Annotated in this window: 16 protein-coding genes and 1 pseudogene; 4 read left to right on the top strand and 13 right to left on the bottom strand. The window is 69.9% G+C overall.

Going from position 1 to position 19,670, the window contains the following annotated elements; translation table 11 throughout:
• Nucleotides 1-313: 313 nt before the first annotated feature.
• Together ACWEKM_RS15410 and ACWEKM_RS15405 are read right to left on the bottom strand one after the other, a co-directional pair.
• Nucleotides 314-1,540 (bottom strand): RNA polymerase sigma factor, encoded by a 1,227-nt coding sequence (locus ACWEKM_RS15410; RefSeq protein WP_451621665.1) that lies wholly within the window; start codon nucleotides 1,538-1,540, stop codon nucleotides 314-316.
• Complete coding sequence (locus ACWEKM_RS15405; protein ID WP_451621664.1) at nucleotides 1,537-1,908, bottom strand: YciI family protein; 372 nt, start codon at nucleotides 1,906-1,908, stop codon at nucleotides 1,537-1,539. The genes ACWEKM_RS15410 and ACWEKM_RS15405 overlap by 4 nt, the downstream gene beginning before the upstream one ends.
• Before the next feature lie 184 nt (nucleotides 1,909-2,092).
• On the opposite strand from ACWEKM_RS15405, the gene ACWEKM_RS15400 reads away from it, so the two are divergent.
• Entirely contained in the window at nucleotides 2,093-3,586 is a 1,494-nt protein-coding gene (locus ACWEKM_RS15400; RefSeq protein WP_451621663.1) for an MFS transporter, read from the top strand.
• Between the two features lie 66 nt (nucleotides 3,587-3,652).
• Complete coding sequence (locus tag ACWEKM_RS15395) at nucleotides 3,653-4,480, top strand: M55 family metallopeptidase (protein WP_451621662.1); 828 nt, start codon at nucleotides 3,653-3,655, stop codon at nucleotides 4,478-4,480.
• A 165-nt stretch (nucleotides 4,481-4,645) separates the two neighbouring features.
• Here ACWEKM_RS15395 and ACWEKM_RS15390 read toward each other — a convergent pair whose 3' ends face one another.
• The 7 genes and pseudogenes from ACWEKM_RS15390 to ACWEKM_RS15360 all read right to left on the bottom strand — a co-directional run bounded on the left by ACWEKM_RS15390 (nucleotide 4,646) and on the right by ACWEKM_RS15360 (nucleotide 13,189).
• Complete coding sequence (locus ACWEKM_RS15390; protein WP_451621661.1) at nucleotides 4,646-5,344, bottom strand: alpha/beta fold hydrolase; 699 nt, start codon at nucleotides 5,342-5,344, stop codon at nucleotides 4,646-4,648.
• Nucleotides 5,345-5,391: 47 nt separating this feature from the next.
• Nucleotides 5,392-6,435, bottom strand: a complete 1,044-nt coding sequence (locus ACWEKM_RS15385) for an alpha/beta fold hydrolase (protein WP_451621660.1) — start codon at nucleotides 6,433-6,435, stop codon at nucleotides 5,392-5,394.
• A gap of 40 nt (nucleotides 6,436-6,475) precedes the next feature.
• A complete protein-coding gene (locus ACWEKM_RS15380) occupies nucleotides 6,476-7,765 on the bottom strand; it encodes an esterase/lipase family protein (protein ID WP_451621659.1) in 1,290 nt (429 codons plus the stop codon).
• A gap of 227 nt (nucleotides 7,766-7,992) precedes the next feature.
• Nucleotides 7,993-9,051, bottom strand: a complete 1,059-nt coding sequence (locus tag ACWEKM_RS15375) for a hypothetical protein (protein ID WP_451621658.1) — start codon at nucleotides 9,049-9,051, stop codon at nucleotides 7,993-7,995.
• A gap of 175 nt (nucleotides 9,052-9,226) precedes the next feature.
• Complete coding sequence (locus ACWEKM_RS15370) at nucleotides 9,227-10,723, bottom strand: alkaline phosphatase D family protein (protein ID WP_451621657.1); 1,497 nt, start codon at nucleotides 10,721-10,723, stop codon at nucleotides 9,227-9,229.
• A gap of 408 nt (nucleotides 10,724-11,131) precedes the next feature.
• Nucleotides 11,132-12,088, bottom strand: a pseudogene (locus ACWEKM_RS15365) (low temperature requirement protein A); the annotation flags it as partial.
• 540 nt (nucleotides 12,089-12,628) lie between these two features.
• Complete coding sequence (locus ACWEKM_RS15360) at nucleotides 12,629-13,189, bottom strand: DinB family protein (protein WP_451621656.1); 561 nt, start codon at nucleotides 13,187-13,189, stop codon at nucleotides 12,629-12,631.
• Between the two features lie 154 nt (nucleotides 13,190-13,343).
• Here ACWEKM_RS15360 and ACWEKM_RS15355 point away from each other — a divergent pair, with 154 nt between their 5' ends.
• Nucleotides 13,344-13,889 carry a GNAT family N-acetyltransferase gene (locus ACWEKM_RS15355; protein ID WP_451621655.1) on the top strand — a complete coding sequence of 182 codons (546 nt, stop codon included), beginning with the start codon at nucleotides 13,344-13,346 and terminating at the stop codon, nucleotides 13,887-13,889.
• A 69-nt stretch (nucleotides 13,890-13,958) separates the two neighbouring features.
• Here the strand turns inward: ACWEKM_RS15355 and ACWEKM_RS15350 are convergent, their stop codons facing one another.
• From ACWEKM_RS15350 to ACWEKM_RS15335, 4 genes are all read right to left on the bottom strand, one after another.
• Complete coding sequence (locus ACWEKM_RS15350; protein WP_451621654.1) at nucleotides 13,959-14,612, bottom strand: response regulator; 654 nt, start codon at nucleotides 14,610-14,612, stop codon at nucleotides 13,959-13,961.
• 4 nt (nucleotides 14,613-14,616) lie between these two features.
• A complete protein-coding gene (locus ACWEKM_RS15345; protein ID WP_451621653.1) occupies nucleotides 14,617-16,065 on the bottom strand; it encodes a sensor histidine kinase in 1,449 nt (482 codons plus the stop codon).
• 178 nt (nucleotides 16,066-16,243) lie between these two features.
• Complete coding sequence (locus ACWEKM_RS15340) at nucleotides 16,244-17,500, bottom strand: Clp protease N-terminal domain-containing protein (RefSeq protein ID WP_451621652.1); 1,257 nt, start codon at nucleotides 17,498-17,500, stop codon at nucleotides 16,244-16,246.
• A 150-nt stretch (nucleotides 17,501-17,650) separates the two neighbouring features.
• On the bottom strand, nucleotides 17,651-18,316 hold the full coding sequence (locus ACWEKM_RS15335; RefSeq protein ID WP_451621651.1) for an NADPH-dependent FMN reductase: 666 nt from the start codon (nucleotides 18,314-18,316) through the stop codon (nucleotides 17,651-17,653).
• 306 nt (nucleotides 18,317-18,622) lie between these two features.
• On the opposite strand from ACWEKM_RS15335, the gene ACWEKM_RS15330 reads away from it, so the two are divergent.
• Nucleotides 18,623-19,654, top strand: coding sequence for a medium chain dehydrogenase/reductase family protein (locus ACWEKM_RS15330; RefSeq protein WP_451621650.1), 1,032 nt, complete (start codon nucleotides 18,623-18,625; stop codon nucleotides 19,652-19,654).
• The last annotated feature ends 16 nt before the right edge of the window (nucleotides 19,655-19,670 follow it).

The following is a 19,670-nucleotide window of genomic DNA, read 5'->3' as shown; positions in this document are numbered from 1 at the left end:
TTCCACCTGCACGCTCACGCTACCCCGCCCAGGTGGGCAGAACCCACGCCGAACTCCACGGTTCGCATGGGACCGCTTAGCTGATCAGAGACGCTACCCGGCGCCCCTCGGAGTGATCCGACCGGCAACCGGTGAACCTGTCCAGCAGGGCACCGGCGGACAGGGCGAGTGGCCGCCGGAATGGGGTTGCTCCGCATGCCCCACACCGGCATCGAGATCACCTCGGACCTGGTCCGGGACCTGGTGCGCGACCAACACCCCGCCTGGCCGATCGGCCTTGAGGAAGGTGACACAGCGGCGCCGCCTATGATCATCATGCCTCTGGTGCAAGGCGTTTCACCCGGCCGGCCCGGGACTCCAGGTAGCGTTGCTCGGCGATGCTGGCGGTGCACTTCGCGGCGCGCCTGTAGTGGTCGTAGGCCCCGGCCAGGTCGCCGGTCCGCTCCAGCAGATGCCCCCGTACGGCCAGCAGACGGTGGTGCCCTGCCATCCGCTCATCGCCGTCCAGTGTGGACAACAGGGCCAGTCCGGCCCGGGCGTCCTCGGTCTCGGCGAGCGCGATCGCGCGGTTGAGGGTGACCATCGGGTTGGGCGCGATCCGTTCCAGGATCAGGTAAAGGGCGTGCACCTGTGGCCAGTTGGTCTCTTCGGCCGTGGCCGCGTCGGCATGGGTGGCGGCGATGGCGGCCTGCAGCTGATAGGGCCCCAGCTCCGAGCCGGCCACCGCCGCCTTGACCAGCTCGGTGCCCTCGTCGATCAGCGCGGAGTCCCAGGTCGTCCGGTCCTGCTCGTCCAGCGGCACCAGATCGCCGGAGGCCGTCGTACGTGCCTCCCGGCGGGCGTGGGTCAGCAGCATCAGCGCCAGCAGCCCGGTCACCTCACCGTCCTCGGGCAGCTGCGCGTGCACCATCCTGGTCAACCGGATCGCCTCGTGCGCGAGGTCGGCGCGGTGCAGCCGGCTGCCCGAGGAGGCGGTGTAGCCCTCGTTGAAGATCAGGTAGAGGACGTGCAGGACGACCTGGAGCCGCTCCTTCAGCTCCGCCCCGTCCGGCAGCCTGAACATGCTGCCGGCGGCCTTGACACGTTGCTTGGCCCGGCTGATCCTGGCCGCCATCGTGGCCTCCGGCACCAGGAACGCGCGGGCGATCTCGGCGGTGGTCAGGCCGCCGACCGCCCGCAGTGTCAGGGCGGTCTGGGAGGCCGCGGTCAGCGTGGGATGACAGCACAGAAACAGCAGGACCAGTGTGTCGTCGGTGTCCGGCACCTCGGCGTGCGCGGCCTGTGTGGCGGTCGCCGTCTCTCGTTCGCGGCGGGCGTGGTCGCTGCGCATCTGGTCGATGAGGCGTCGGGACGCGACCGTCGCCAGCCAGCCACGCGGGTTGTTCGGCACTCCCTCGGTCGGCCACTGCACGGTGGCGGCGAGGACGGCTTCCTGCACAGCGTCCTCGCAGTCCTCGAACCGGCCGTTCCGTCGTACCAGCGCGCCGAGGACCTGCGGCGTGAGTTCACGCAGCAGGTCCTCGATGTCGGGTGCTGTCATGCCTCCAATTGTCCGTCAGCGAACATCACCTGCCGCACCTCGACGCCCAGACCTTCGATCGCGGCGTCCGGGATCCGCGCGGCCAGCTCGATGGCCCGGTCCTTGTTCTCGCAGTCGACCAGGTAGAAGCCGCCCAGGTGCTCCTTGGCTTCCAGGAACGGGCCGTCGGTGACCACCGGCTGGCCGTTGCGAACGGTCACCACGGCGGCCTGGGACGGGTCGACGAGTGCCTGTGTGGTGATCAGCTCGCCGGACTGCTTCAGCGACTGGATGAACCTGCCGTGGCCTTCGCCGATCGCCGCCTTCTCCTCGTCGGTCAGTGCGTCCAGCACGGCGGGGTTGATGTGCAGGCTGATCAGGAACTGCATGTCGTGCTCCTCGTGGTTCGCGAGCCCCGGGAGGGCCCTTTTCGACTGGTGGTCGGAGCCGCCGCCGCGGTCTTGACGTCGTTCGCCGGAAAATCTCGCACCAGCTCGCACCAGTCCGATGTCAAGAACCGCTCTGCCGCTCCGACCAACGGGCGAATCATCGGAAGAACAGAGAGTTTCGGATATGCGAGTCAACCGGGTGTGGCTGGGGCTGGTCCTTCTCATGCTGCCGACCTTTCTCGTCGCATTGGACACGACGGCCCTGCTCCTCGCGCTCCCCCGGCTGAGCGACGACCTGGGGGCGGACAACGTCGAGCAGCTGTGGATCAGCGACAGCTATGGATTCATAGTGGCCGGCCTGGTCATCACGATGGGAACGCTCGGCGACCGGATCGGCCGCCGGAGACTGCTGATGATCGGCGCGGCGGGCTTCGCGCTGCTGTCGGTCGTGGCCGCGTTCGCGGTCGACCCGCTGACGCTCATCGTCGCACGTGCGCTCCTGGGCGTCGCCGGGGCGACGCTGGCGCCATCGACCCTGGCGTTGATCACCAACATGTTCCGCGACGAACACCGGCGTGGGAAGGCGATCGCGATCTGGGCGACCTGCCAGTTCGCCGGCGGCGCGATCGGCCCGGTGCTCGCCGGGTTCCTGCTCCAGTACTTCTGGTGGGGGTCGGTGTTCCTGGTCTCGGTGCCGGCGATGGTGTTGCTGATGGTCGCCGGGCCGGTCCTGCTGCCGGAGTTCCGCGGTGACCATGCCGGGCGGCTGGATCCGGCCAGTGTCGGCATGTCGCTCACAGCGGTGCTTCTGATGATCTACGGCATCAAGCAGCTGGCCGTCGGCGGTGCGCCGCTGCTGCCGGCCGTCGCCCTCGTCGGCGGCGCGGCGATCGGCGTGCTGTTCGTGCGCCGACAGCTGCGGCTTCGGACGCCGCTGCTGGATCTGCGGCTGCTGCGCAACCGCCCGGTCGCGGCCGTGCTCATCGCACTGGTGTGCGCCGGCATCGCCATGGCCGGGACGGGCCTGCTGGTCACCCAGTACCTACAGAACGTGCTGGGTCACTCGCCGGCGGCGTCGGCGCTGCTGTTCGCCCCCATGGGCCTGGGTGTGGCGGTGGGCACCATGGCCGCGCCGGTGCTGGCCGGGCGGATGAAGCCGACGACCGCGATCGCCGGCGGTCTGGCGGTATCGGCACTGGGCAGTCTGCTGTTGGTCGGCGTCGACGGTGCGCGCGCCCTGCCGCTGGTGATGACCGGCATCACCGTACTGGCGCTGGGCACCGGTCCGCTGTTCGCGCTGGGCACCGGGCTGGTCGTCGGATCCGTGCCCGCGGAGCGCGCGGGGTCGGCGGCGTCGATGTCGGAGACCGGCAACTACATCGGCGGTTCGCTCGGCTTCGCGCTGCTCGGTGTGCTGGCCGCGGCGGTCTACCACGGCCGGATGGACGGCACCTCCGACTCGCTGGCCGACGCGGTCGCCGCCAGTCGGCACCTTCCCGCCGGCCGGAGCGCGGAACTGCTGCATACCGCGCGGGAGGCGTTCACCGCCGGTCTGCATGTCACGGGCGTCGTCGCCGCGGTCATCTTCGCCGGGCTGACCGTACTGATCCCGACCATGCGCCCGACACCCCGCACCGTCCCGACGGCGCTCCCCGACCCCGACGCGAATCGCTCCTAGCCCGAGGCCGACGCCGGACGCTGTGATCGGCGGCGTCGTGTGGACAGCACATAGGCTCCCTGAGTTATGAAGGTGCTGATCTCAGTTGACATGGAAGGCATCTCGGGGATCGTGCATCCCACCGAGACGAATCCGGATCGCTACGACTACGAGCGCGGCCGCGCGTTGATGACAGCCGAGGCGAACAGCGTGATAGCCGGCGTTCTGGACGCCGAACCCACTGCCGTGGTGTGGGTCGCCGACGCACATGGGCCGTTCCGTAACCTGTTGCCCGAGCAACTGGACCGCCGGGCGCAACTGATTCGCGGCAGGCCCCGCACGCTGGGCATGCTCGGTGGGCTCGACGAACACACCGACGCGGTCCTCCTCGTCGGCTACCACGCCCGTGCCGGTCGCGGCCCGGCCGTGCTGGCACACACCATGAACGACGGCATCCTCGACGTGCGCGTGGCCGGGCGTTCCATGGGAGAGATCGGTCTCGGCACCGCCATGGCCGGGCATCTGGGCGTGCCGGTCGTGCTGCTCAGCGGCGATGACAGTGCCTGCGCCGAACTCTGCGATCTGGTCCCCACCGCGGTCACCGTCGCGGTCAAGCAAGCCCTCGGTCAGGGTGCCGCCGTCGCTCTGCATCCCGAGGAAGCGCGGGATCGGTTGCGTCGTGCCGCCGCCGACGCCCTCACTCTGCGTGCACAGATTGCGCCGCTGATCCTTGCCGGACCGCTTGACGTCGAGGTCGACCTTTCCGCGCCGTTCACGGTTGACCTGGCGACACTCGTGCCAGGTGTGTCACGTGCGGAAGGTGGCCGGACGGTCACCTTCACCGCCGCCGACTTCGCCGAAACCTACCGACTGTTCCTGCTGCTCGCACAACTCGCGACCATCACACCCGGCTAGGGTCCGGCGCGAAAGCTCGGCGTACCAGCCCGGCGGACCTCTTGCGATCGCATCAACAGTGCGTGGCTCATCGCCTCGATCGTCCTGACCGCTGTGGCCGCCGCCGTGTCGGCCCTGCTGATCCTGCCCGCGGCCCGACCCGGCCGAGGTTGATCGCGTCGGCGATCAGGTCGGTCGCCGTGTGGCGCGGTATGTCTCCAGGCGGTCGGCCAGTTCCTTCGGGTGGCCGAGCATGGGGCAGTGGTCGCCCGGCATCTCGTCCGGCTGGAGGCCGAGCCGCTCGGCGACCGTCCTTCGCATGAACTCGGCGGGGAAGAAACGGTCGTCGGACGACATCAGAAACCTGGTCGGCACCTTGGGCCAGGCGGCCGACGGCCACGGCTTTCCGAAGGGGGTCGGCGCCTGATTCCGCTGGTGCTCCGCCATGAACTCGGCGGCAAGGGCGGCCGGGGTGTCGTGCACGACAAGGGAGAGTGGGTCTTCTGTGGTGCCCTGCGCGAGACCCCTGCGGCGGTCGGATTCCTGTCGGGCCGGGCCGTAACCCGTGTTGTCCCACCACTGACCTGGCGATTCACCCGGCGCCGGAACCTGTGCTTGGAGCATGACCAGCAGGTCCACCGGCACCCGGTCGCACACCAGTGGGCCGGTGAAACCGCCGAACGAGTGGGCGACGACGATGAGATCCGTACGGCTGCCGATCGCCTCGACCACCGTGTCCGTGTACTCCGCGAGCCCGGCCGACTCGTCCTCACACGGCAGGTCCGGTGCGACGACCTCATGGCCCCGATCACGCAATACGGCAGCCAGCGGCCCCCAGTACCACGCATCGACAGCCGCAGCATGAACCAGTACGTAAGTCGCCACAGAACAGTGCCTTCCGCCCTCCGGTGCTCTCTGCACTGCGGGCGAGTCTACGTAGGGGACAACACCTCCAGCAGTGCGGAGCCGAACTCCTCGGGCCGTTCAAGATGCACCGCGTGCCCGGCGCCTGGCACGGCAACCTCCCGTACCGTGCCGCCCTCGGCCGCGTAGCGGTCCAGGACGTGGCGGGTCTGCGTCACCATCGGCTGGGCGGGGGTCCCGTCCCAGCCCGGCACCGCGCCGATCGAGCCCAGGTGCGCCAGATCGAACATCGAGGTGTCCGAGACGATCACGTCGTTCTCGCCGCGGATCCACAGCACAGGCGGCTTGGGGTCGATCAGATGGATGTCGTCGACGCGGAACCGAAGCGGGGAGAGGCAGTTGAGGACACCGCGGGTGCCCGGCGCGACGCCCGGCCAGGAGGCGGACGCCGTGCTGTCCCCGGGGTAGTGGTCGTCGCCGGTCCGCGTGGAGAGCATGGACGCGACATACTCCTCCTCGTCCTCGTGCTCGGGGCGCCACGGCGGGTTCACATAGCAGTTCGCCAGAACGGAACGGGGTGAGAGCGAGGAGTCCTCGCCTCGGTCGCCGTCAGCGAGGCGCGCGACGAACTCGGGGTTGGCCGTGCCTCCGCCAGAACCCGCCCCGTCCTCGGAGTTGAGGGTTCCGTCCACCCCGTGCGTGCCGCCGAAGCCGTACGGGGAGACCGGGTTGACCAGGGTGACGGAGCGCACCGCGGCCGGGTGGTCGCGCAGATACTGCAGCACCACGCCCCCGCCCATGGACCAGCCCACCAGGTGCGCCCGGTCGATCCCGAGGGCCGCCAGCAGTGCGGCGAGATCGTCGGTGTGGTCACGCAGGCCGCGTGTCGCGTCGATGGGCAGCGGGTCGGTGCCGCCGAAGCCGCGCAGATCCAGCGCGATGGGGCGGTAACGGTCCGGGAGCAGGCCGAGGACGGGGCGCCAGAACGCGGCGGAGGAGACGTTGCCGTGGACGAAGACGACGGGTTCACCCGCGTCCCGGACCTCCTCGATCTGGACGGTGAGACGCCCGGTGGGTACGCGGCGGGTGCGGATGGTGCTGCTCGTGCTCATGTGCGGTCCCTGATCTCTGATCCCTGATCCTTGGTTCTGGTCACGACAGCCAGGTGGTGATCTGGTCGGCGGCCGCGGAGTTCCATCCCAGTTCGAGATGGTTGGCGCTGGAAATGGTGGCCTTGCCGCCGACCGTGGCGATGCCGGTGGTGTCGAGCGCACTGTCGATGAAGACGACGCCATCGCTGGGACCGCGGTTCTCGTTGAAGATACCGACGACGGTCGGGGATCCGCCGGCCAGCAGGTAGGTGGTGACGGAGGCGGGTACTCCGGCGGTCTGCAACGGCTTGATCAGTGAGCCCGCGTCGATGGCGGCCTGGATGCCACTGCCCGCCGTGTAGAAGCCCTGGCCGCCGTAGTACGTCGTGTACCAGTCCTGCGCGGTGCCGTCCACTCCGTACACCCCGTCCCAGCGGGCCAACATCTGACGCTGACCAGGGTAGTTGTCATAGCCGCCGGAGGGCGTCATCGAAAATTCGGGGTGCGCCGTGTACTGGCCGTAGCACGTCATGTTCGAGTGCGGGGAGGGGGCGTTGATCTTTCCACCGCACTCGGGCCAGATGGAGAAGTCGTGCGCCCAGCCGTGGGCGTACGGGTAGTCGTAGCCGCCGTTCGGACCGCCGATGGTGACGAGTTTCCGGACGTCACCGGCGTACGCGCGGCCCCAGCTCGGCTTCACCGACGACACATAGGCGCGGGTCGACATCTCGCCCTTGCTCCAGCCGACCAGGTCGACCTTGTCGACGCCCAGCTTCGCCTTGATGACGGAGATCGCATCACCGACGATCTGCGCCTGCATCAGGTTGTCGCCCTGCTTGTGCGCGAAGCCGACGGCGAAGACCCGGTACCCGCGTGCGGACAGCTTCTGCATCAGCCCGGTGGACGGGCAGGCGACGGCGCCGCACCCATAGCCGCCCGACTCGCCCGGATCGGCCCAGGCACGGTCCGCGGAGTCATTCGCGCCGTGCACGAGAAGGACCGGCGTGGCGTGGGCGCCGGTGTTCCAGCCAGGCGCCGAGTAGAGCAGGAAGCGGCCGGAGTACGGGCGGGAGACACCGCCGAAGTAGGTGACGCGCTGGCCGTCCTGGTCGCCGCGGCCGTCCGAGGGAAAGCCCTCGGTGGTGAATCCGGTGGTGGTGTCGAGATAGCGCTCCACGCCTTCCCAGCCACCTTTGACTGCGCCTGCCCCGAAGCTCTCCTCAAGGGAGAGGTAGGAGGGCGGCGTGGCGGCGGACGCGGTACCGCCTGCGACCGGCAGTCCGACCACCACCGCCAGCAGGAGGGCGAACAGCAGTCGCCACCGCCCTTCATGTCCTCGTCCATGCCACATGTTCCGGACCCCTTTGTCCCTGTTTTCCATGTTTCCACGTTTCGACGTTTCGACGTTTCGACGTTTCGGTGTTTCACCGTTTCGCCGTCTTCGCCGGGCTGCCCCGGGCAGCGCACACGTTAGGCACCGGGTTCACGGGGACGGCATGTGCGCGGGCCCTATAAAGGAGGCCACTCGTATGGGGCGTCAGCTAGTGGCCACCACCATCACTACCGTCGGGGCCTCGGCTAGTCGCCACCACCGTCACCGCCTCCTCCGTCTCCTCCGTCTCCCCCGCTGTCGCCGCCACCGGCGTCCCCGCCGTCCGCGCCCCAGCCGTCGCCGCCGGGCTCGTTGTCGTCGCCGCTCTTACCGAGGTTGCTGAACCAGGGACGATCCCACCCTTCGTCGGCGGCGACCGGCTCACCCCCGTTCACCGGGCGCCGCTCAGCCCGGAACCGCGCCGACCCGGTCGTGTCGCCGAGCCCGAAGGCAACGGCGAAGGCGTGCGCCAGCACGGCGTCCAGGGGGGCGGCGCCCTCGTACTGGACGGGGCTCAGGGGAAGCAGTACCGCGCCCGGCTCGGGCACGGGGCGGCGCGGCGGACGCGTCAGCAGGGCGACCCGCCGCTCGTCGCGCAGCAGCCACGAACTCACCGCGTTCGCACGCCGCAGCGCCCAGTGCCGCCCGGGCAATTGCACCTCCACGGAACTCTTGGACTTGCGCAGCTTCTTCCGAAGGCTGAGCTGGGCCGTGACGTCGCCGACCGTCAGCCGCAGGCCCTTGGACGGTTCGGCCGAGTCGCCGTGGAAACCGTGTGGCGCCCGGATCCGTACGACGGGAGCGTGTGGCCCCCACACATCCACGCGCACCAGACGCCGCTCCACCGCGACGGCGACAGGACCGACGGGCCCCGGCGCGAATCGCCGCGCGATCCACAGCGGTACGCCCTCGGCGCGGGCCCGGGCCGCCAGGGCGGCCACCTGGTCGGGACCACCACACTGCCGTACCGCCAACTCCCCCAGCGTGCGGGCGAACTCGGCGGCCTGCCGCACCTTCACCGGCGTGCTGGTCCCGGTGATGCGGGTCACCGGGACCACCCCCGCCCCGTCCGTCAGCCGCTCCAGCGGGCGCTCCGCCCCGCCCCCGCCGAGCCAGCACCCGCGCTGGAACACCTCGGCCATGGCGCCGAGGTTCAGCTCGCTCAACGGCGTGGTCGTGCCGCCCCGCTGCAACCGGTCCTCGGTCAACTCCACGGTGCGCGCCAGCGGATTCCACGACCGCTCGCCATAGAGCACCCGACTCACAACAACCCCCATACGTACAAGGCCCGCTCGGCAGAGCCCAGCCTCACACGCCCCGGCCGGGCTCCCGTCACCGGGGGCCCGGCCGACGGGCCACGCCGAACCGGGTGTCGGCCCGGGCCGGCCGACCAGTGCGACCCTGACCCGGCGGCCCGCCACCCAGCACACCTGGTGAAAGCTAGGCGAGTTGGATGCCGGGCTTGCCTGCCTCTATATAGAAGTTCTGGGCGTCCCAGATCGGCGCATCGGGCCGCGTGATGTACTGAACGTCACGTTGGGTGCTGGCAACGCCCTGGGATGTGATCACGGAGCGGATGTATCCCCGGTAGCCGTCGACATACTTCACCCATGGGTTCTTCAGCCATCCATCCTTGGTGGACTGGCTGCCAGGTCCGTCACCTGTCGACGTTATGGACGTCACTATGTACTCCGAGCCCACGATCGGGCTGTCGGCCCTGGGAATCTCAAGCAGCGAATCCTGGGCGATGGTCCAGTGCATGTCGCCGGACAGGATGATCGGGCTGACCTGCTGGTCGTAGTACGCCGCATAGATACGGTTTCGCGTGGGGCTGTTCGCCGTTACCCCGCCCAACTGCTGCCCCTGGGCAAGGAAATTCCATCGGGTGTCGTATGTTCTGATGCCGTCCAGCAGCCACTTCTCCTGGACGGCACCGAGCTTCGAGACGACGGGGTCGTTGTCAGCGATTCTGTACTGACGGCTGTCGAGCACGTCGAACTGGGCCAGATCACCGACCGCGAAGCGCCGATAGATGCGCATATCAGGGCCGACGGGAGCGGGGAACCGGGTGGGAATGTTCTCCCACCATGCTTTGTACGCGGCATTCCTGCGGTCCAATTGGCTCGGCGACTGATTGACTCCGCCTGCGTAGTCGTTGCTGACCTCGTGGTCGTCGCGGACGATGGACCATGGACAGGCGGCGTGCGCGGCCTGCAGCCCCTGGTCCGTCTTGTAAAGGGAGTAGCGTAGTCGGTACTGGTCGAGGGATTTGCACTGGGCGCGGATCTCATCCGTGAGGGGAGCGCCATTGCGCGGCGCTGCAGCGGTGATCGCGCCTTCGTAGATGTAGTCGCCCAGGTGGAACGCCAGATCCAGGCCGTCCTCGGCCATGTGCTTCAACGGCGTGAAATAGCCGGTCGCCCAGTTCTGGCAGGAGACATGGCTGATCGTGAATTTCTCGACGTGCGCGCCGGGCGCGGGCAGCGTGCGCGTACGGCCCACCGGGCTCAGCTCGGATCCGCAACGGAAGCGGTAGTGGTACCAGCGGTCAGGGGCGAGGCCCTGGACGTCGACGTGCACCGCATGGTTGTGCTCGGGCAGCGCGAACGTCTCGCCTTCGCGGACGATCCGGCTGAACTTCTCGTCGTCCGCCACCTGCCAGTGCACGGGGAACTTCCGCTCCGGCATTCCGGATGCCCTCACCAACGGCTCCGGAGCGAGGCGTGTCCACAGGATCACCGAGTCAGCCAGCGGATCACCCGAAGCGACCCCCAGGGCGAACGGATACGAACCGAATCCGTCGACTCCGTCGGTCGCGGCCATGGCGGAAGCCGCTCCCCCGACAACGGTGGCGACCGCGGCGGCGCCCGAGAGCATCAGAAAGTCACGACGTTTGGCTGAAAGCGGAGTTGAATGTGCCGAGCTTTGGTCCGACATGGCCAGAGTCCTCTTACGTGTGAGCGAGACGTGGGGAGTGGCTCCAGTCGGTGCCGAGACTACTGATCTCCGGCCACAATCCCGATGACCAGGGGAGAGTCGAGAGAATTAAGCCGACATGAACGTCAAGGCGTCCCCGGTCCGAGCCAGGTGTCCCCAGGACCGGCCGTCGGCGCGCCGCCCCCTACGGTGCCGCATCGGGCCGGCCGGCCCTTCAGCCGCGGGCCACCGCGATGGAGCCGTCCCGGGGCGTTGGCGGCGCAGGTCATGGTGATCGCGAACCGTCCGCCCGCGGCGTCGACCACCGCGTGGTCGGCGGCGTCACCGGGCATCGGGCGCTGCCCGGGTGCGGGCGAACGGTCAGTTCGGGTGTGTGGGAGCGTCGGCGTCCGCTGCCGACGGCTACGCTCGCCCGAGGGTGACCAGGGTGGCGGCCACCAGCGTCGAGGCGGCGATCCCGGTGATCAGGACGGGACTTGCCGTGGGGGTCGCCGCCAGGACGACCAGGACGGCGGCGGCCCACAGGGCATCCCCCGACCCTGGAGGCGCCGACCCGCGCTGCAGGAGCCTCAGCACGGTGAGGTAGAGGGCGACGGGCACGGTGTAGGCGGCCCCGGCCGCGGTGTCGCCGATCTGGGCGTGGCCGGTCGTGTGCGCGATGCCCACGGCGAGTCCGGCGCCCACGGCGGCGGCGGAGGCGAAGACGGCGTAGTGGCCGTAGCCCCAGCGCAGTGCGGCGCCGAGCGAGGTCAGCTGTGCGGGTGTGCTCTGGGCGAAGTACAACCACCACATGGCGAGGACGGTGAGGACACCGCCGACGGTCAGTGAGGCGACATCGCCGAAGGAGGCGTGGGTGTCGAGTGCGGCGCGGACCGCGACGGTGGCGGCGGTGACGCTTTCGCCGAGGACGATGAGGGTGAACAGGCCGTGGCGTTCGGTGATGTGATGAGGGTGCCAGGTGGTCCGCGCGGCCCGCTCGGCCCACACGGGGACGGCGAGTTCGGCCACCGCCAGGGCCGCGAAGACGGGCAGACCGCCGTCGCCCGGCAGCACGAGGCGGCCCACCCAGCCGACCTGGACGACGAAGATGCCGGCCGCGTAACGCAGACAGCACGCGCGGCGCGGCAGGTCGGAGCGGGCCGCGCGCAGCCACTGGCTGACCATGGCCAGCCGCATCACCGCATAACCCCAGGTGACGACCGTGAAGTCGTAGTCCTCCAACGCCTTGGCCGCGTCGGCGGCCATGGTGAGCGCGCCGGTGATCTGAACGAGGGTGAGCAGTCGGTAGGGCGCGTCGTCGGCGTCGTAGGCGGAGGCGAACCAGGTGAAGTTCATCCAGGCCCACCAGATCGCGAAGAACACCAGCGTTGAGCAGGGCCTCTCCGTCGTGGAACCGTTCGCGGCGCGCCGTGCCGTCGTCCGTCCAGCGCAGACTCGCCGAACGCCCGGTATGCACCACCAGGACGTGCATGGAAGGTCCGACGGGCGGCGGCGCACTGTCCGCAGAGCCGGCCGCGCGCTCGACGGCACGCTCCACCACCGCGTGGCCGAGCCGGTCGCCACTGCCCGACAGACACCGCAGATGAGGCTTGATATGCGAAGAACCACTCACCCTGACATCATCGCGTCCCCCGACGATCGATGTCCCGCTGAAGCCAGTGAGGTCCCGCTCGCACCGGTGCCGGGGCGGCGACGGCAGCGGCGACGGCAGCGGCAGCCGACACTCGCCGGCCGCAGACCGGCGCCGCTCACCACGAGGTTCGCGCTACCACGAGGTTCGCGGGCACCGCCGGGGCTCAGCGCCGCCGACAGGGGGTGTTGAGCCGCCGATGAGGTAGGCGGCGAGGAGCAGGCCCGCGCCGGGTACGGCCGCGGTCAGGATGCGGGCGGCGGTGACGGGGGCTGCTACTGCCCTACCCGGCCGTCGATGCACTCGCGCAGCAGATCGGCGTGTCCGCAGTGGCGGGCGTACTCCTCGATCCGGTGCACCCACAACTCCCGGACGACGGTGCCGTCCTGCCCCACCCGCGTGCCGAGATCCTGATACTCGGCCAGCACCGCATCGGTTGCCGCCTGTTCGCGAGCGAGGTCCGCGAATGCGCCCTCGACCGTCGCCTGCTCCGCAACGGCACCCTCGAAGTCGGCATCACGCGCTCCGTACAGCTTCGGTGCCGGGTCCCCTGGCACCACCCAGTTGCGCCAGTCCCGCTCCACCTCGGCAAGATGACGGACCAGACCCAGCAAGGACATGGTCGACGGCGGCACCGACCGGCGCGCCAGCTGCTCCGGATCCAAACCCTCGCACTTCATCCGCAGGGTCAGCCGATAGTCCGTCAGAAAACCCCGCAACGTCGCCAACTCGCCGTCCGGGCCCGCTCCGTCACGGTTGCGGGGATCCTCGTCGGGATCCGCCCACATGTCGGGGTACACACTGGCCTGGCTCCACCGCTCGGGCACATCGCTCACAGTGTTCACTATGCGAAGCGGTGGATCGACGGGCAAGCGAAATTCCAGGCGTACCGCTCGACGCCGACGACCGGCCGCCGCCGAAGTCCTCACCGTCTGTTCACCGCTCATCTTGGGGGAGCCCGGTTCTGGGTACGGTCACAGGATGATCAGGATGGAGACCGCCCGGTTGGTCCTGCGTCGCTGGCGTGGCGATGATCTCGGGTCACTGGGTGCGATCAACGCTGATCCGGAGGTGATGCGCTGGATCGGTGACGGGTCGACTCGTGACGAGGCCCAGACCCGGGCCGGCATCGGGGCCATGGAGCGGCAGTGGGAGGCCCATGGCTTCGGCCTGTTCGCCGTCGAGGTCCGTTCCACTGGTGAACTGGCCGGTTTCGCCGGCCTGTCGGTTCCCTCGTTCCTGCCCGAGGTGATGCCGACGGTCGAGGTGGGGTGGCGCCTGGGGCGCCGTTTCTGGGGCAAGGGAATCGCGAGTGAGGCAGCCGCCACCGCGGTGCGGTTCGGGTTCCGTGATGCCGGACTGGAACAGATCGTGAGCATCACCCAAGTGGGGAACGGCGCCTCCGAGCGCGTCATGGGGAAGTCGGGGATGCGTCTGGTGCGGGCGTCGGTGGACCCCGGCTGCGGGCGTCCGATCCGGATCTACGCGATCACCAGGTCTGAATACGATGCGGCCAAGCACACCTCCAGGTCATGAACCTCCCGGCCGGTTGGACAGGGCCCAGGGTGGCCGTCAGGTCCCCGCCGTTGGCCACGGTCCGCGACATCACCGGTCGTTGAGCAGCCCGGCGTCGTGTGCGAGGACGGCCGCCTGTACGCGATTGGCGCAGTCGGTGCGGGTGAGGATCCGGCTGATGTGTGCCTTGACCGTGCCGGCGCTCAGATACAGCTGATCGGCGATCTCCGCGTTCGACAGCCCCGTGCCGAGCAGCCGCAGAACATCCCGTTCGGCCGGAGTCAGCTCTTCGATCCGGCGCAGCGCGGCCTCGGTCTCCCGGCCGGACCGCACCTGCCGTTCCATCATCCGCCGGATGATCCGCGGCGCCAGTACGGGTTCGCCCTTCGCGGCGAGTCGCACCGCGTGTATCAGCTCGGCGGGGCCGGTGTCCTTGAGGAGGAATCCGCTCGCCCCGGCCCGCAGGGCGCGCGTCACGCTCGTCTCCTCGCCGAAGGCCGTCAGCATCACCACTCGGGTGTGGGGCGAGAGACGGGCGATCTCCTCGGCGGCGGCGATCCCGTCGGTGTTCGGCATCTGGATGTCGAGCAGGGCGACGTCGATGCCCTGGGCGCGGCAAGCGGCGGCGGCCTCCCGGCCGTCGCCGGCCTCGGCGACCACGTCGATGTCCTCGGCGTTCTCCAGGATCAGCCGGATTCCCGCGCGCATCAGCGCCTCGTCGTCGGCGATCAGGACTCGGATCATCAGCTCATGTTAAGGCCGCTTCCACCAGCAGTACGACGAGGAAGGCGACCGTCGGCAGGACCACGAGCAGCGCCACACAGCCCGATCCCAGGACTCGGGGCCAGGTGAGAATCTCGTCGGGCAACGGAGCGTGTGCGCCCTTCTGTTCGTTGCCGTCGAACGGAGAACGCACCGGGTCCGGACGGATTTCGGCGAAGTTCCGGGGGTACGCGGCGGATTCCCGGGGCCGGTTCCCCGGCGCCGGCAGCCAAGCCGCCATGCGGAAACCACCGTTCGCCAGGGAACCCGCTTCGAACGTGCCGCCGAGCAACGAGATCCGCTCCTGGCAGCCGACCAGACCGCTGCGGTTTCCTCCGCGCGAGGGGCCCGCCGCATACGGTGCCTCGTTGGTGACGGACACCTCGATCCATGTGTCCGTGCCCCGCACCTCCACCCGGGTGGGCGCGCCGGACGCGTGTTTCAGTACGTTCGTCAGCCCTTCGCGGACCACCCGGTGAAGCGCCTGACGCGTACGGAGCCCCATCTCGACCGTGTCGGGAACGGACCAGGCCAACTCGACGGTGCTGCCCGTCTGCTGGGATTCCTTCACCAGAGCGGTGATGTCGTCCCGCGTTCCCCTTTCGTCCCCGGTCCGGTCCGTCTTTTCGTCCCCGGTCCGGTCCGTCGGCTCCGTCATGTCCTCGTGCCGCAGCACGCCGAGGATGTCGCGCAGTTCCTCCATCGCCGTACCGGCGGTCGTACGCAGCAACTCCGCCTGTTCGACGAGAGCGGGGGCCTGCCGCGCGGTAGCGAGTTCGAGCGCCCCCGCGTGCACGGAGATCAGGCTCAGCCGGTGGCCCAGGAGATCGTGCATCTCTCCCGCGATCCGGGTCCGTTCCTCCATCCGGGCCGCCACGGCGGTCAGCATGCGGGCCTGTTCCAGATAGGTGTTGCGTTCCCGGAGCAGGTTGACGAGCAGTCGTCGCCGGCCCAGCAGGGTCCCGGCCAGGGCGGGCAGCAGCAGGAGCAGCACCGCGGAGACCGCGTTGCCGGCCAGTTCCAGCGGCAGGGCGTCGAAGCTGACCAGGTGACGGGCAACGGTCAGGACGCCGACGATGGCGCAGGCCACCCCGACGACCCGCCAGGCACGCCGCGGCGGTGCGATACGACGGGTGGCGGACAGCACGATCAGCGGCGCCACCGCCATCGTCCATACGTTGTCGCCCACGACCAGCACAGCGGATCCAAGGACCGCGGCGACCGGCCGGGCGCGCCGAGCGGGGACGAGCAGCGCCGCCCAACCCCCTTCCAACACCGCCCACATCAGGCGATCCGGCGGCACCAGGAGCAATGGCACCAGACCGAAGGCCGCCGCCAGGGCGAAGAGCAGTGCCTCGACGACGACCGTACGGCGCTTCGCGGCACGCAGCGCGACCCACGTCTCGGCCGCCGCACGACGCAACCGCTGCGGCACACCGGTCAGCGTGTGCCTCAACCGTTCTGACTGGCGCAACGGCTGTGTGCCTCCGCGCACCTGACGCATCATCACCCCTTGCAAAACCTGACGCAGCGTCACTCCTGCCTTGCCACCTCAAACCTCCCGGGGATAACGGTAACCGCGGCGGCGGTCGCCGCAGTTCGGGCCCCGGGTGTCATCCGCCGAGCCGGGGGCTCAGCTCCGCCCGCAACGCGGCCACGTCCACCCGCTCGGCAGCCAACAGCCGTACGACCGCGCCGTCAGCCCCGGCGTCCGCATCCGTCACCGACTCGTCGAGCAGCGCGGACAGCAGGTGGACCGTACCGACCGTGGGCGAACCGTGCTCGGCGGCGGACAGTCGCGCCACCGCCGTGATCCGGTCGGCGGCGGCGGTCGGGCGCACACCGTCGCTGCCGGAAGCGGCAGCGGGCTGGGGCGCCGCAGCCGAAGGCACCGAAGACACCGAAGACACCAGGGAAACCTGCCGTACGCCGTGTCGGCGCATCAGGTCCGCGGCGGAGTTGGCGTCCGCCAGGCTCACGGGAAGCGAGCGCCCGGCGACGAACAGTGCCCGGTCCAGGCCCAGGATCCCCAGCAGCAGGTCCACCGGCTCGACCGCGGCACGCCCGCACCGTACCGCCTGCCGGGTGGCCTCGACGGACACCGCGAACAGCACGGGTGAGCCGTTCACGGTGCTCCCGGAGGTCCACGAAGTCAGCGCCCGTGTCAGGCGGTTACCGCTCTTGCCCAGCGTTCCGGCCCGCCGGAGAAGGGTGACGCCGCGGGACTCCGGTCCCTCGGTCTGTTCCGCGTCCAGTCGGTCGAGCGCGGTTGCCGCGGCGGCCGTGTCCAGCCGCTGCAGCAGCAGGGCTTCCCGTGCCCGGGTGTCCGGCAGGTCCAACAGGGCACGGGCCACATGCCGGCAGCGGACCGAGATCGCCCCCTCGGCGCGGGCCGACCTGAGCGCGAGCAGCAGGCACGCGCGCAGCGCCCCGGTCATCGTGGGCAGCACCCGGCCGCCTTCCGGGGCGGATGCGCCGGATTCGAGGCCGAACCGCCACCGTACCTCGCGCCAGGCGGCCTCGACCTCCGTCTCATCGGCCTCGCGGTCGGCTTTCTCATCGGTGCCGGCCGCGGCCTGCGCACCGTGCGCTTCGTCGTCGCTCACCCAACCGAGGCCCGCCCGGCCGGAGATCGAACCGCTGAGCGAGCCGGCCTTCCGCATCCCCGGGGCGATCGCGGCACCCGCGTCCGTGCCCCCCAACACCAGCTCGCCCAGCAGGGTGTCCGTCCCCACGGCCGGCAACTCGCACCTGACCGCACGGCGCAGTGTCTGCACGAGCAGGTCCATGACGTCCGGCTCGCACTCCGTGGTCGCCCCGGCCACGACCGTACCGTCGGCATGTACTCCGGTCGTTGCCCGCTGCCCCATCGACGTTCCCCTCAAAGCGTGTTGGTCTGGCCGGAACAACGCTAGGCGCACCCCCGCGGCACCGCGTCGGCCGACCGGCCACCCTCCCGATCCGATCGGCCACGCTCCCGATCCGCCCCGATCCGACCGGCACACCGCGGGTTCGGGCTGTCAGTCTTCCGCGCGGTGGGTGACCGGCGCGTCGGTGCGGTCGCCCGGGAACTCGTACCACCGGCGCTGCAGACAGACGTACTCCTTGTCGGCTTTGACGAGTTGCATGAAGCCGGAGACGGTCTCGGCGAGGCGCTCCTGCGCCCCGGAGTGAGCGAGCCACCCCTCGTCGGTGAAGCCCTCGTGGGCTCTGGGGAGGCTGAACATGTCCGGGTACACACGGGTTCCAAGGTGTTCCAACGGGACCCGCAGCGCCCACAGCCCGCGGTTGCCGCCGACCATCGAAGGCGAGGCCGAGACGAGCAGCGCGTGCTTGGTCTTGAACGGCTGCGGCTGGACACGGGAGACCCAGTCGATCGCGTTCTTGAGCACGCCGGGGAGGGAGGCGTTGTACTCGGGGGAGGAGATGACGAACGCATCGCAGCGTTCGATCCTGCCGCGCAGGGTCAGCGCGCCGGGAGGCACCCCCTGAGCGGCTTCGACGTCCCCGTCGTACAGAGGCATGTCGAAGTCGTGCATACGGGCGAGGTCGACCACGCCGCCGGACTCGGCGACCAGCCTGGCCGTGAGGGCGGCGAGGCGGGCGTTGGTGGATTCGGCGCGCAGCGCGGCACCGAAGACGAGCACCCGCACGGGCGGGGGCATGGGAGGTGCGTCCGCCGTCATGTCGCGTCCCCTTTCCACCGGGTCTGTCCCGGAGGCCACGTGCTCCGTGGGCCAGAACGTCCGGCCGGTCCCGCCTGCCGCCGGCACCGCTCGCCGCAAAGAGACTCAAATTCTACTTTCTTCACTTGATGGACACAGCAGCACCAGGGTCGGACGTCAGCAGCCGGGCCCGGCCGGACCGGATCGGACCAGGCCGGACCGTTAGAGGGTCTCACGAACGTGATTGACATACCCCCTCCTGCTCGTTATAACTTCTAACCAACGCGAAAGAACATTACTGATTGTCGAGCGCAACGGAGGTCGTCCATGAACACCGAAGAAGCCGTCGAGGTCGTTCTGCCGGGCAAGGTGGAGCCGGAGGGGTTGCGGATCCGGTACGGAGCAGTCCCCTCGCCGGGTCCCGGACAGGTGCTGATCCGCATGGAAGCGACCGGGGTCTCCTTCGCCGAGCAGCAGATGCGCCGGGGCAAGTACTACGACCAGCCCGCGTTCCCCTTCGTGCCCGGCTACGACCTGGTCGGCACCGTGGACGCGACCGGCGACGGCGTCGACCCGCGTCTGCTCGGCACCCGGGTGGCGGCGCTGGTCAAGGTGGGCGGCTGGGCCAGCCATGTAGCCGTCGACGCCGCGGACGTGGTGGAGGTACCCGACGGGGTCGGCGCGGCGGAGGCCGAGACCCTCGTGGTGAACGGCATCACCGCCTGGCAGATGCTGCACCGCAAGGCCCGCGTCCGCGCGGGACAGACCGTCCTGGTGCTCGGCGCCAACGGAGGCGTCGGCTCGGTCCTGGTCCAGTTGGCCCGGGCGGCGGGCGCGAAGGTGATCGGCACGGCGTCCGCACGCCACCACGACGCTCTCCGTGCGCTCGGCGTCACCCCCGTCGACTACCGCGCCGGAAACGTCGCCGCGCGCGTCCGCGAACTCTCCCCCGGCGGAGTGGACGCCGTCTTCGACCACGTCGGTGGGCACGGCATCGTCGACTCCTGGCGGCTCCTCGCGCCCGGCGGCACGCTCGTCTCCTACGGCACCGCCGCCACCCGCGACGACGCGGGCTCCAAGCAGTTGCCGGTGCTCAAGCTGCTCGGCCGGGTGTGGCTGTGGAATGCGCTGCCCAACCGCCGCCGCGCCTACTTCTTCAATCTCTGGGCCGGCCGTGCCCTTGCCAAGGACCGCTTCCGGGCCCGGCTGCGCGCCGACCTCAGCGAGGTCTTCGCCGCCCTTCAGCGTGGTGACATCACCGCCCAGATCGCCGCCCGACTTCCGCTCACCCAGGTCGCCGACGCCCTGCGGCTGGCCGAGTCCGGCACCGTCGCCGGGAAAGTCATCCTCACCCCTTGAGCCCCAAGCCTGTCCG

This window comes from Streptomyces sp. NPDC004752 (assembly GCF_053601275.1).
This window is presented reverse-complemented; position numbering and strand designations above follow the sequence as displayed.

Coding starts and splice junctions, on each gene's coding strand:
- ACWEKM_RS15410 (WP_451621665.1), bottom strand. CDS start 1,540: ATGACAGCACCCGACATCGAGGACCTGCTGCGTGAACTCACGCCGCAG.
- ACWEKM_RS15405 (WP_451621664.1), bottom strand. CDS start 1,908: ATGCAGTTCCTGATCAGCCTGCACATCAACCCCGCCGTGCTGGACGCA.
- ACWEKM_RS15400 (WP_451621663.1), top strand. CDS start 2,093: ATGCGAGTCAACCGGGTGTGGCTGGGGCTGGTCCTTCTCATGCTGCCG.
- ACWEKM_RS15395 (WP_451621662.1), top strand. CDS start 3,653: ATGAAGGTGCTGATCTCAGTTGACATGGAAGGCATCTCGGGGATCGTG.
- ACWEKM_RS15385 (WP_451621660.1), bottom strand. CDS start 6,435: ATGAGCACGAGCAGCACCATCCGCACCCGCCGCGTACCCACCGGGCGT.
- ACWEKM_RS15380 (WP_451621659.1), bottom strand. CDS start 7,765: ATGTGGCATGGACGAGGACATGAAGGGCGGTGGCGACTGCTGTTCGCC.
- ACWEKM_RS15370 (WP_451621657.1), bottom strand. CDS start 10,723: ATGTCGGACCAAAGCTCGGCACATTCAACTCCGCTTTCAGCCAAACGT.
- ACWEKM_RS15355 (WP_451621655.1), top strand. CDS start 13,344: ATGGAGACCGCCCGGTTGGTCCTGCGTCGCTGGCGTGGCGATGATCTC.
- ACWEKM_RS15350 (WP_451621654.1), bottom strand. CDS start 14,612: ATGATCCGAGTCCTGATCGCCGACGACGAGGCGCTGATGCGCGCGGGA.
- ACWEKM_RS15340 (WP_451621652.1), bottom strand. CDS start 17,500: ATGGGGCAGCGGGCAACGACCGGAGTACATGCCGACGGTACGGTCGTG.
- ACWEKM_RS15335 (WP_451621651.1), bottom strand. CDS start 18,316: ATGACGGCGGACGCACCTCCCATGCCCCCGCCCGTGCGGGTGCTCGTC.
- ACWEKM_RS15330 (WP_451621650.1), top strand. CDS start 18,623: ATGAACACCGAAGAAGCCGTCGAGGTCGTTCTGCCGGGCAAGGTGGAG.